Source organism: Bradyrhizobium liaoningense, assembly GCF_018130825.1.
In the GTDB taxonomy this organism is placed as follows: Bacteria; Pseudomonadota; Alphaproteobacteria; order Rhizobiales; family Xanthobacteraceae; genus Bradyrhizobium; species Bradyrhizobium liaoningense_B.
In genome coordinates this window covers 67,231-78,606 of sequence record NZ_JAFCJS010000014.1, presented here as the reverse complement: position 1 = coordinate 78,606, position 11,376 = coordinate 67,231, and the positions used below count along the sequence as shown (strand labels likewise).

Annotated in this window: 10 protein-coding genes and 1 pseudogene; 7 read left to right on the top strand and 4 right to left on the bottom strand. The window is 65.8% G+C overall.

From position 1 onward, the window contains the following. Both JQ603_RS38220 and JQ603_RS36905 read left to right on the top strand, forming a co-directional pair. Positions 1 to 108, top strand: a pseudogene (locus JQ603_RS38220) (UDP binding domain-containing protein); the annotation flags it as partial. A 133-nt stretch (positions 109 to 241) separates the two neighbouring features. Further along, positions 242 to 1,132 (top strand): aldose 1-epimerase family protein, encoded by an 891-nt coding sequence (locus JQ603_RS36905; RefSeq protein ID WP_212348196.1) that lies wholly within the window; start codon positions 242 to 244, stop codon positions 1,130 to 1,132. A 12-nt stretch (positions 1,133 to 1,144) separates the two neighbouring features. On the opposite strand, the gene JQ603_RS36900 is transcribed toward JQ603_RS36905, so the two are convergent. Together JQ603_RS36900 and JQ603_RS36895 are read right to left on the bottom strand one after the other, a co-directional pair. Beyond that, a complete protein-coding gene (locus JQ603_RS36900; protein WP_212348193.1) occupies positions 1,145 to 1,993 on the bottom strand; it encodes an MBL fold metallo-hydrolase in 849 nt (282 codons plus the stop codon). 94 nt (positions 1,994 to 2,087) lie between these two features. Next, positions 2,088 to 3,245 (bottom strand): acyltransferase family protein, encoded by a 1,158-nt coding sequence (locus tag JQ603_RS36895; RefSeq protein ID WP_212348190.1) that lies wholly within the window; start codon positions 3,243 to 3,245, stop codon positions 2,088 to 2,090. Positions 3,246 to 3,537: 292 nt separating this feature from the next. Between JQ603_RS36895 and JQ603_RS36890 the strand changes: the two genes are divergently transcribed. Continuing rightward, on the top strand, positions 3,538 to 4,353 hold the full coding sequence (locus JQ603_RS36890; protein ID WP_212348187.1) for a response regulator transcription factor: 816 nt from the start codon (positions 3,538 to 3,540) through the stop codon (positions 4,351 to 4,353). Between the two features lie 2 nt (positions 4,354 to 4,355). Here JQ603_RS36890 and JQ603_RS36885 read toward each other — a convergent pair whose 3' ends face one another. Continuing rightward, positions 4,356 to 5,489, bottom strand: coding sequence for an alpha/beta hydrolase family protein (locus JQ603_RS36885; protein WP_212348184.1), 1,134 nt, complete (start codon positions 5,487 to 5,489; stop codon positions 4,356 to 4,358). Positions 5,490 to 5,719: 230 nt separating this feature from the next. On the opposite strand from JQ603_RS36885, the gene pgm reads away from it, so the two are divergent. From pgm to JQ603_RS36865, 4 genes are all read left to right on the top strand, one after another. Then, the gene (gene pgm, locus JQ603_RS36880; RefSeq protein ID WP_212348181.1) at positions 5,720 to 7,366 is read left to right on the top strand and encodes a phosphoglucomutase (alpha-D-glucose-1,6-bisphosphate-dependent); all 1,647 of its coding nucleotides are present in this window, start codon (positions 5,720 to 5,722) and stop codon (positions 7,364 to 7,366) included. 342 nt (positions 7,367 to 7,708) lie between these two features. After that, on the top strand, positions 7,709 to 8,761 hold the full coding sequence (locus JQ603_RS36875) for an aromatic ring-hydroxylating dioxygenase subunit alpha (protein WP_212348177.1): 1,053 nt from the start codon (positions 7,709 to 7,711) through the stop codon (positions 8,759 to 8,761). Between the two features lie 6 nt (positions 8,762 to 8,767). Beyond that, a complete protein-coding gene (locus tag JQ603_RS36870) occupies positions 8,768 to 9,520 on the top strand; it encodes a GntR family transcriptional regulator (protein WP_212348174.1) in 753 nt (250 codons plus the stop codon). A 10-nt stretch (positions 9,521 to 9,530) separates the two neighbouring features. Beyond that, positions 9,531 to 10,511: a PDR/VanB family oxidoreductase gene (locus JQ603_RS36865; protein ID WP_212348171.1), complete on the top strand. Its 981-nt coding sequence runs from the start codon at positions 9,531 to 9,533 to the stop codon at positions 10,509 to 10,511. Between the two features lie 93 nt (positions 10,512 to 10,604). Here the strand turns inward: JQ603_RS36865 and JQ603_RS36860 are convergent, their stop codons facing one another. Further along, positions 10,605 to 11,363 (bottom strand): cupin domain-containing protein, encoded by a 759-nt coding sequence (locus JQ603_RS36860; protein WP_245004107.1) that lies wholly within the window; start codon positions 11,361 to 11,363, stop codon positions 10,605 to 10,607. Between the last annotated feature and the right edge of the window lie 13 nt (positions 11,364 to 11,376).

Genomic DNA, 11,376 nt, shown 5'->3' with positions numbered 1-11,376 from the left:
ACCATGGCGCAGCCCGTCGTCGTCGACCTCCGCAACATCTACCGCCCCGAAGAGATGGCGGCCGCCGGCTTCACCTACGAGAGCGTCGGGCGCTCCTCGGAGGCTTAAGCACGCCGTTTGAAGTTGAGCTTCGCCCGCCTCGTCCTGGGGCGGGCGAAATCGTCTCTGGTGCGATATGATCCGGTCGCATCAGCCTGCCGCGCTTCGGCCCGTCAACTTCGCTGCCGCCATGGAGATTGTCATGACCGACGACACGCACACGATCCGCAGCGGCGGGCTGACCGCGACCGTCAAGGCGCAAGGCGCCGAAATGTCCTCGCTGAGGAGCGACGCCGGCGTCGAATTCGTCTGGCAGGCCGAACCGGCCTGGCCGCGCCACGCGCCGCTGTTGTTTCCGATCGTCGGGCGTCTCGCCAAGGACGAATTGCGGCACCGGGGCAAGACGTACCGGATGACGCAGCACGGCTTTGCGCGCGACAGCCGCTTCCGGTGGGCCGAGCGCGGCGCGAGCCGCTGCGTGCTGGTGCTCGAAGACAGCGAGGCGACGCGCGCGCTCTATCCGTTCGCGTTCCGCCTGACGGCCACTTATACGATCGACGACGCCGGTCTCGACCTCTTACTCACGATTGCCAACACCGGCGGCGAGACGTTGCCGGCTTCGCTCGGCGGCCATCCCGCCTTCAACTGGCCGCTCCAGCCCGGTGTGCCCAAGGAAAGCTACGCGCTCACCTTCGCGAACGCCGAGTCATCTCCCGTCCGCCGTCTCGACGGCGGTTTGCTGCGTGCGGCAGCGGAAGCAACGCCCGTCAAAGGCACGGTGCTGCCCCTGTCCGAATCCCTGTTCGTCGACGACGCCATCATCTTCGACCGGATCGAGAGCAACTCGGTCCGCTTTGCCGCAGGCGGGGGCGCATCGACCGGGCCCTGGCTCACAATGTCATGGCGCGGCTTTCGCGAGCTCGGCGTCTGGTCAAAACCGTCGGGCGCGCCGTTCCTCTGCATCGAGCCCTGGCGCGGCCATGCCAGTCCTGCCGGCTTCGACGGCGAGTTCAGCGACAAGCCCGGCCTGATGCATATCGCGCCCGGTGCGGAAGAGCGCTTGTCGTTCCGGATCGAGGTTGCATCGTCCTGAGATCGACGGTCTTCAGACCTCGATCCGCGTCAGGTCCTCGCCGAGCACGACCGGACCCGAATAGTCTTGTCGTACATCCGCGAGCACAGCGTTCAGCATGGCATCGTCGGTGCGGGGCCGGTGATGGGTCAGCGCGAGCTTCTTCACGCCGGCCTTGGCCGCGACTTTGCCGACGGTGTCGCCGCAGGCGATCGTGTACTTCGCCAGCCGGCGGAGGTGCTCGTTGTTGATCTCGGGCGTTGCGAGAAAGCAGACCTGGACGAGGAGGTCCGCGCCCTCTGCCAGCCGCTCGAGACCGGGGCAGGGGACCGTGTCGCCGGAGATCGCAATGACCTTGCCCTCCGCCTCGAAGCGGTAGCCGAGACACATCCAGCGGGCCAGGAATGCCGGCGAGATGTCGAGACCGTCGCCATGCGAGACGAGCTCGGCGCTGATCTTCCAGCGGCCGGTGTCGACGACGGGTCCGGGAATGATGTCGGTCGCGACGACCGGCTTCCAGCCGCCGAAGGTCGGTTCGCCCTGATCGCGCCAGGCGATGTCCTTGTCGTAGACCTGCGTGACCAGCGTGTTGACGAGACGTTCGGTATCCGGCGGTCCATAGATGCGCAGATCGTCCTTGCGACCATGCATCCATGAATTCAGCATCACATCGTAGAGATCGCCGATGTGGTCGAAATGGTGATGGGTGAGGAAGACCGTGTTGATGGCGCCGAGCGGCACGCCGGCCTTGCTGAGCTGCACCATGACGCCACGGCCGGCGTCGAACAGGATGTTCTCATCGCCGACCCTGATCAGTGTGGTCGTCGCCATCCGACGCGGGTCCGGGCGCGGGCCGCCGGTGCCGAGCAGTATGACCTCCATGGCGCCTACTCCAGCGTGAATATCCTTCACAGTAGAGTCGAAGCCGGTAGCGAGGCAAGCCGCATCAGGCCCCCGACGATGGAGGCAGGGGCGTTCAGCGCGTGGCCGTCGCAGAGGCGGCGATGTCAAGCCGCATGGCTGGGCTGCCGGCGCCCGCAGACGTCAGACGGTGCGCGAGATTCTGCGCGCGCTCTTCGACCAGATGCCAGGTCGCGCGCGCAACGAGATAGCTGAGCGCGGCGGTGACGGCATAGGCGACGAGCAGCGAGACCAGCCCGTCAGCGAGCGGCCAGATCTGGCGCAGGCCGTAGATCACCGCGAAATGCGACAGGTACATCGAATAGGAGTTGCGGCCGAGCGCCTCGATCGGCGACCAGCGGATCGCCAGGCGAATGCAGCCGGCGACCAGCGCGCCCAGCACGAGGTTGATTATCAGATAGTTGAACTCGTGCGAGCCGGTGGCGCGATCGGCGATGAAGGACAGTGCGACGAAGGCGGCGAGGATCGCTGCGTCCGATTTGGCGAAGCCGTCGCGCAGCGCGAAGAACAGCGCGCAACCGACGAGGAAGACCGGAAGCTGGTTCAGGAAGCTGAGATGCAGCGCGTTCCAGACGAAGGCTTCGTGGCCCGGCCCGTAATAGGCGGAGAACAGCGCAAAGGCGTACGGCTTGAACAGGCAGACATTGACGAGATGCAGCACGATCGCCAGCACGAGATAGAGGTGGCGTCGCGCGCCGAACGCGGTGATCAGGAGCGGGAAGAGGAGATAGAACGTCATCTCTGCGGCGATCGACCAGTCGCCCGGCACGACGCTGTTGACGCTGTCCGGCCAGAAGCCGTGCAGGAACGTTGCCGTCAGGATCACCTGGAGCGGCCCGATGCCGTTGGGCGCGTTGCTGCTTGGACCGGTGCCGTTGACGGCGAGATAGATCGGGATCGCGAGCCAGAACAGCGGCGCGATGCGCAAGGCACGGCGGATGTAGAATTTGCGCGTCGGGTTGGTTTCGGTGCGCTGCGTCCACATCAGGCACATCGTCATGGCGCTGACGAAGTAGAACACGTTGACGCCGGTCCAGCCGCACATGAAGGCGAAGTCGACGACGCGGATGTTCGATGGAAAGGATTGTGAGACGTGGATCGCCATCACGCCGACGATGGCAAGACCGCGCAGGAAGTCGAGGCTATGCGAACGGCCGAAGGGCGTTGTGGCTTTCTCGGTTCGACCGGCAACTGGCCGGGGCTGCCCCTGCATCACACCTGCTCCATCGGTTGTCCATCTGCAGGGGGACCATAGAGGCGCGGCCGGCTTTCCCGAAGCCGAAGGCAGTCTTTACGTTAACCGGCAATCGAACCCGGAGCCGGCCGTGGGATCGGCGGTGCGAGCCGGCGCCGCGGCACTCGCGGGGACCATGCCGGATTGATGGTGCGCCGGATGAGAAGTGTGCGGTAATTCATACTTAATACGGCGAGACCGTGACCAATATTGTTTGGGCAGCACAATACGCCTAGTATTGGGCAGGCAATTTCGGGGGCTCGAACCAGCTGTGAATGTTCGTTCACATGACAATGTGTTGCGCGACGGCGCGACTTTTCAGGCCGGGTCGCACGCACACAGGACATCCAACATCGTGGCTGATTCCGCACGTCAGGAGATACGTCCCGCAGGCCGCGAGCGGCTGATCGTGGTCGAGGATGATCCGGTGACGCGGACGATGCTGGTCGGCTATTTCAACGACAACAATTTCGACGTGATCGGCGCCGGCTCCGTTGCGGAGTGCCGCCAGGCGCTGCGCTCGCGCACCGATCTCGTCTTCCTCGACGTGCAGCTGCCTGATGGCGACGGCTTCGAGCTCGCCAAGGAGATCCAGGCGACCAGCAACGCGGGCATCATCTTCGTGACCCGCCGCGACACCGACGTCGATCGCATCCTCGGCCTCGAGATTGCCGGCGACCACTACGTCACCAAGCCGATCAATCTGCGCGACCTGCTCGCGCGTGCACGCAGCGTGCTGCGGCGGCGCTCGATCGACCGCAAGGCGGCGCGCAACCACAATTCGATCGCCTTCGGCGACTGGATCATCGACCTGACGCGGCGCGAGCTGCTCGGCGCCGACGGCAAGCCGGTGGCGTTGACCCGCGCCGAATTCGACCTGCTCGCCGCGCTCGTCGGCGCCGACGGCCGGCCGCTCAGCCGCGACTATCTGATCGAGGTCGTCAGCAACCGCCAGGCCGAGGTCGACATCCGCACCGTCGATGCGCTGGTGGCGCGGCTGCGTCGCAAGCTCGTCGGCAGCGGCACGCCCGTCATTGCGACCGTCACCGGCGTCGGCTACAAGCTCGCGCTCAGCGAACGGCTCTAGCGCTACCGCGCACGGGCGCTCTGGTCCGTCGCTGGCTTCTGCGCAGGTCCGGCCAATCGGTCATTGACCGCATAGAGCGTGCAGGTCGTTGACCATTTCATGCAGGCGGCGAGCGAATCGCGCTGGGCGTCGTCAGTGGTCGTGCGCCCCGAACGCCAGCCGTAACCGCCGTTCGGCGACACCGCAAACGCCTTGTGCGGCAGCGTGCTGGCGAGATAGCGCGCGAACTCGGCGCGCGCGGCCTCGTTGAGCTGGTTCGGCGGCGGCAGCGGATCGGGCGGGCTCAGGATGTCGTGGTTCAGCCCGCGCTCGCGCAGGAACGCGTCCACATAGGGCGTCCATTGCGGGCGGCCGGCCACGGAATAGAGATAGTGTCCATCGTCGCCGTAAGTCGGCGCTGCGACGAATTTTGCGTTGCCGCCACTGCCGCGAAACCCGTCATAGAGCCGGTGCGCGAGATCGGGACCGAAATACGAATCGTTGCTGGCATAGACCCACAGCATCGGCACGCGCGACGTCTTGCCGAAGGTCGCGAAGGCCTGCACCAGCCCATCCTCGTTGCAGACGTCGTCGTCGTCGCGCGAGCCGCGGCCGCCGGCAAAGCTGATCGCGGCGACGAGGCCGCTTGGTGCCTGCGCCGTCAGCGCGACGGTGGCGAGCCCGCCGGCGGAATGGCCGGCCGCGATCATGCCTGATGTCGTGACGTCGGTCCGCCGTGCCATCGCGTCGATCGCCGCGCGCAAATCGGCGACCGCAACCGCCGCTGCCGGCAGATAGGCGGCATTGGCGCAGCCGCCGACGCTGTCGACGCGGCCGCCGGGCGAGGTGCCGTAGCCGCGCCGCATCACGATCAGCGCAGCGAAGCCGCGCCGGGCATATTCGAGGGCGATGCCGTAATATTTGTGCGCGGACATCGTCGCGCGGTCATCGAACTTGCGCGGCGAGCCATGGCTGAGCAGCGCCAGCGGATAGCGCTTCGTCCCCGCCGGGCGGACCAGGAACGCCTCCAGCCCCTGCGGTCCCGCCTCCGCCATCGGAATGCGCAGATCCTCGGTGTAGAATTCCGCGGCCCGCGCCGGCGCACCGGCCACGACGAGGCCGGCGATCAGCAGGATCAGCTTGCGCGAAGGGATCATGGGACGATTCGGAAGGCGACGGTGGCGGCGAGCATAGCATGATCCCGTAGCCCGGATGAGCGGAGCGACATCCGGGACGGCTGGTCCCGCATGTCGCTGCGCTCATGCGGGCTACAGCACCTTCGCCAGCCGTCCACGGAACGCCTTCCCCCTCGCGCGTGTTGTGCATTTGGCGCCGGCCCCGCCGATGCTATGGTGGCCCTTACTCACGACAAGACGAGGATCATTCAGTGGCTGATGTTCATCCCGCGGCGGGCAAGCAGGTCTCGCCGGACGCGCTCACCAACATTCCGCGGCTGGTGACGGCCTATTTTGCGGGCAAGCCCGATGTTGCGGACCCCGCGCAGCGGGTGGCGTTCGGCACCTCCGGCCATCGCGGCACCTCGTTCAAGAACACGTTCAACGAGGGCCATATCCTCGCGACGACGCAGGCGATTTGTGACTACCGGAAGGAGAAGGGGCTGACCGGCCCGCTCTTCATCGGCATCGATACCCATGCGCTGGCCGAGCCGGCGCTGGTGAGCGCGGTCGAGGTGTTCGCCGCCAACGGCGTCGACATCATGATCGACAAGGACGGCGGCTACACGCCGACGCCGGTCATCTCGCACGCGATCCTGACCTACAACAAGGGCCGCACGTCTGGTCTGGCTGATGGCGTCGTCGTCACGCCTTCGCACAATCCGCCCGAGGACGGCGGCTACAAGTACAATCCGCCGCATGGCGGCCCCGCCGATACCGACGTGACCGGCGTGGTCGAGAAGCGCGCCAATGCCTACCTCGCCGACGGCCTCAGGGGCGTGAAGCGAATGGACTATGCGAAGGCGCGCAAGGCCGCGAACGTGCATCCTTTCGACTTTATCACGCCCTACGTCGCCGATCTCGGCAGTGTCGTCGATCTCGATCTCGTCAAATCCGCCGGCATCAAGATCGGCATCGATCCGCTCGGCGGCGCCGCCGTGCATTACTGGCATCCGATCATCGAGCGCTATGGCCTCAAGGCCACCGTCGTGAACGAGGCGATCGACCCGACCTTCCGTTTCATGACGGTGGACTGGGACGGCAAGATCCGCATGGACTGCTCCTCGCCTTACGCGATGGCGAGCCTGATCGGCATGCGCGACCGCTTCGACGTCGCCTTCGCCAACGACACCGACGCCGACCGCCACGGCATCGTCACGCGCACCGGCGGCCTGATGAATCCGAACCATTATCTGGCGACCGCGATCTCCTATCTGTTCGCGCACCGCCCGGACTGGGGCAAGGATGCCGCGATCGGCAAGACCGTGGTGTCGAGCTCGATCATCGACCGCGTCGCCAAGAAGCTCGGCCGCAAGCTGGTCGAGACGCCGGTCGGCTTCAAATGGTTCGTCGACGGGCTCGTCAGCGGCGGCTTCGGCTTCGGCGGCGAGGAGAGTGCAGGGGCCTCGTTCCTCAGGCGCGACGGCACGGTGTGGACCACCGACAAGGACGGCGTCATTCTCGGCCTGCTCGCCGCAGAGATCATGGCGAAGACCGGCCGCGATCCCAGCGAGCTCTTCAATGACCTCACCGCCGAGCTCGGCGTGCCGCATTACGCGCGCATCGACGTCGCCGCCACGACACCGCAGAAGAACATCCTCAAATCCGTCACGCCCGAGCAACTCGGTCTGAAGGATCTCGCCGGCGATCCGGTTCGCTCGACGCTGAGCAAGGCGCCCGGCAACGGCCAGCCGTTCGGCGGCATCAAGGTCGAGACCGATTTCGGCTGGTTCGCCGCGCGGCCGTCGGGGACGGAGGACGTCTACAAGATCTACGCCGAAAGCTTCCGCAGCACCGAGCACCTGAAGCGGATTCAGGACGAGGCGCAGGCGGGACTGGCAAAGGTGTTCGGGACGTAACGCGTTCTAAGAGGCCGGCGCTCTCTTACCCTCCCCTGGAGGGGGAGGGTCGATCGCGCGCAGCGCGAGCGGGGTGGGGTGATCTCTCCTCTCGGGCAGTGCCCGTGTGGAGAGATCACCCCGCTCCGCATTCTGCTTTGCTCCATCCGAAGCGACCCTCCCCCTCCAGGGGAGGGTAAGACGCATGCGGTCATCCCCGCCTTCGCGGAAAACAACCAATTGTCTGGCATGTATACAGTATCGATCATAAAGGTATTTTAGTAAGCACATTTCACGCTTGAACATTTCTATTCCTTCGATATTGTATACATAACGCATACATAAGCCGTGGGAGTGAGACCGATGACAAAACCCTTCCCCATGAACGCCTGGTACGCCGCGGCCTGGGACGCCGAGGTGAAGCCGGCGCTGCTGCCGCGGACGATCTGCGGCAAGCACATCGTGATGTACCGGAAGGCCGACGGCTCGGTGGCCGCGCTGGAGGATGCCTGCTGGCACCGCCTGGTGCCGCTGTCCAAGGGCCGGCTCGAGGGCGACACCGTCGTCTGCGGCTATCACGGCCTGAAATACAATGCGCAGGGCCGCTGCACCTTCATGCCTTCGCAGGAGACCATCAATCCGTCCGCCTGCGTGCGCGCCTATCCCGTGGTCGAGCGCCACCGCTACATCTGGCTCTGGATGGGCGATCCCGCGCTCGCCGATCCCGCGCTCGTGCCCGACATGCACTGGAACGACGATCCGGCCTGGGCCGGCGACGGCAAGACCATCCGCGTCAATTGCGACTACCGCCTCGTGCTCGACAATCTCATGGACCTCACCCACGAGACCTTTGTGCACGGCTCCTCCATCGGCAACGACGCGGTGGCCGAAGCGCCGTTCGACGTCACCCATGGCGAGAAGACGGTGACGGTGACGCGCTGGATGCGCGGCATCGAGCCGCCGCCGTTCTGGGCCAAGCAGCTCGGCAAGCCCGGCCTCGTCGACCGCTGGCAGATCATCCGCTTCGAGGCACCGTGCACCATCGCCATCGACGTCGGCGTGGCGCCGACCGGTACCGGCGCGCCCGAAGGCGATCGCTCGCAGGGCGTCAACGGCTTCGTGCTCAACACCATCACGCCGGAGACCGAGAAGACCTGCCATTACTTCTGGGCCTTCGCGCGCAACTACCAGCTCGGCGAGCAGCGCATCACCACCGAGATCCGCGAGGGCGTCTCCGGCATCTTCCGCGAGGACGAGCTGATCCTGGAAGCGCAGCAGCGCGCCATGGACGAGAATCCCGATCGCGTCTTCTACAACCTCAACATCGATGCCGGCGCGATGTGGTCGCGCAAGCTGATCGACAGGATGGTGGCGAGGGAAAATCCGCCGCCGCAACATCTCCAGGCCGCGGAGTAGCGGGTCATGGCCGAACGTGAGGTCGATCGTTCCGTGTCGCAGACCGTGAAGGCGCAGCTCGCGCTGCGCGACCAGATCCTGTCGGGGTCTTTACGTCCCGGCGAGCGCATCTCCGAGCTGCAGGCGGTGGAGACCACAGGCGCCTCACGCACGCCGGTGCGCATGGCGCTGGTGCGGCTCGAGGAGGAAGGCCTCCTGGAGGGGATCCCCTCCGGCGGCTTCATGGTGAAGGCGTTTTCCGAGCGCGATATCTCCGATTCGATCGAGGTGCGCGGCACGCTGGAGGGGCTGGCTGCGCGCTTTGCCGCCGAACGCGGCGTCTCCGCGCGCGAGCTCGAGCCGCTCAAGGAATGCCTCGGCGCAATCGACGAGCTGCTGCGCCAGGTGCCGATCTCGATCGAGGCCTTCTCGTCCTATGTCACGCTTAATGCACGCTTCCACGCCCAGCTCACGGAACTGTCGCGCAGCCCGCCGCTGATCCGGCAGATCGACCGCGCCTCGGCGCTGCCATTCGCATCCCCGAGCGGCTTCGTGATGGCGCAGTCGGCGCTCCCCGAGGCGCAGCAGATCCTGATCATCGGCCAGGAACACCACCGCGTCGTGATCGACGGCATCGAGAACCGCGAAGGCGCGCGCGCCGAAGCCATCATGCGCGAGCACGCGCGGCTTGCGGTGCGCAACTTACGGCTCGCGCTGCGCAACCGGACCCATCTCGACCTCCTGCCGGCGCTCGCGCTGATCAAGACCGCAACCGATTGAGGCAAGCACCATGCGCTTCATCGAAACCTGGACCCCGGCAACGCTGGTCTCGACGCGCGATCTCGCGCCCGGCATCCGCGAATTCCTGATCCGCCCCAATCAGTTCGACGGTGCGGCCTATCCGGTCGGCAGCCACATCAATATCAGCGTGACCATCGACGGCCTGCCGGAGACGCGGTCCTATTCGCTGGTCGGCGAGGCTTCTTCTCAGGGCCTTCGCATTGCGGTGCGCCGCGCTGATGATTCCCGCGGCGGCTCGCGCTACATGTGGTCGTTGCAGCCGGGCGCGCGGCTCGACATCACCCAACCCGCCTCGCTGCTTGCGGTCGATTGGGCTCGCGAAAACTATTGCCTGATCGCCGGCGGCATCGGCATCACCCCGATCCTCGGTGCCGCGCAGGCGCTGGCGCGGCGTGGGGTAAACGTCACGCTGCATTATGCCGTGCGTTCGCGCCGTGAAGCCGCCTATCTCGACGATCTCGCCGCGATGCTCGGTGACCGCCTCGTCGTGCATGCCAGCGACGAGGGCAAGCGGCTCGATCTCGACGCGCTGTTTGCTTCACTGCCGCAAGGCGCGCTGGCGCTGTTCTGCGGCCCGATGCGGATGCTGGATGCCGCGCGCCATGCCTGGATCGGCGCCGGCCATCCGCTCCCCGATCTCCGCTACGAGACCTTCGGCTCCAGCGGCACGCTGCCGACCGAAACGTTTCGCGTGCGCCTGAAGGGGTCCGGCGTCGAGCTCGAAATCCCGCGCGAGCGCTCGATGCTGGACGTGCTCAACGCCAGCGGCCACGAGGTGATGTACGACTGCAAGCGCGGCGAATGCGGCCTCTGCGCCATCGACGTGGTCGCGGTCGACGGCGAGATCGACCATCGCGACGTGTTCTTCAGCGACCATCAGAAGCAAAGCAATGAGAAGATCTGCGCCTGCGTCTCCCGCGCGCGGGGCACGATCACGGTGGACACGCTGCTGCGGGCCGACGCGATCTGACCAAGTTTAGTCGGAACGTGTCACGATCAATTCGTCGCGTCCGCTTTGCCTGGAAGTCGAGCCCAGGCACCGCGGTCTCCCGACGCTCCTGTGTCAGGCGCGCTTCCCGCCGACCGAGATAAACGCCATGAGGCAGGGTTCGGGCAACGGATTGCGCCAGCGATGGCGCGTTCCGTTCTGTACGATGCAGTCGCCTTGACGCAAATGGACTTTCTGCCCGTCGTCCAGCTCCAGCGTCATCTCGCCGCGAACCACGACACCGTAGTCGATGGTGTCCGACGTGTGCATCCCCGGCGCGCCGCGCTCGAAATGGTCTCCCATGCCGGGGATCTTCTCGGACATTTCCCTGAGCCCGCTCTCGAAAGTGACGCCAGGCGGCGGTTTCCAGCCTTCGGGGCGCTTCGGCGGATAGGAGATGAGACGAAACATCGTGCCCCCGGGGCCCGGAAAAGCCTTCGTTCCCTTCAGCATCGGATCTGGCTCGCGGCCGGTGAGCTCCGGCACGCCCTCGGTCATATACAGTTCATAGAAAGTCAGTCCGGGATTTGCATCGATCTCGACAACCTTCGGCGTCGCGTCGAAAGACGCCAGGACCGACTTGCCGGCCTCGTCGCGGCCGGTCAGCGCACGTCTTGGCGGCGGCAGATCACTCGAATCTCTGGCTTCGGCCGGGTGTGATATTCCGGTCAGCGCACTGCCGGTCGCGAGGACGGACAGTGCTTGCAGCAGGTGTCGCCGATCCCTGCCTTCGAATTGTTCGGAAGAAGATTTCGCCCCGTCCGAAGCTGGCTCCGCGTTATCCCGCGAGTTTTTCTTGTGCCGTTGCCACAAGCGCCAAAGGAAGCTGCTCATCACGCGGTATCCC

Coding starts and splice junctions, on each gene's coding strand:
- JQ603_RS36865 (WP_212348171.1), top strand. CDS start 9,531: ATGCGCTTCATCGAAACCTGGACCCCGGCAACGCTGGTCTCGACGCGC.
- JQ603_RS36875 (WP_212348177.1), top strand. CDS start 7,709: ATGACAAAACCCTTCCCCATGAACGCCTGGTACGCCGCGGCCTGGGAC.
- JQ603_RS36895 (WP_212348190.1), bottom strand. CDS start 3,245: ATGCAGGGGCAGCCCCGGCCAGTTGCCGGTCGAACCGAGAAAGCCACA.
- JQ603_RS36870 (WP_212348174.1), top strand. CDS start 8,768: ATGGCCGAACGTGAGGTCGATCGTTCCGTGTCGCAGACCGTGAAGGCG.
- JQ603_RS36860 (WP_245004107.1), bottom strand. CDS start 11,363: ATGAGCAGCTTCCTTTGGCGCTTGTGGCAACGGCACAAGAAAAACTCG.
- JQ603_RS36885 (WP_212348184.1), bottom strand. CDS start 5,489: ATGATCCCTTCGCGCAAGCTGATCCTGCTGATCGCCGGCCTCGTCGTG.
- JQ603_RS36905 (WP_212348196.1), top strand. CDS start 242: ATGACCGACGACACGCACACGATCCGCAGCGGCGGGCTGACCGCGACC.
- JQ603_RS36900 (WP_212348193.1), bottom strand. CDS start 1,993: ATGGAGGTCATACTGCTCGGCACCGGCGGCCCGCGCCCGGACCCGCGT.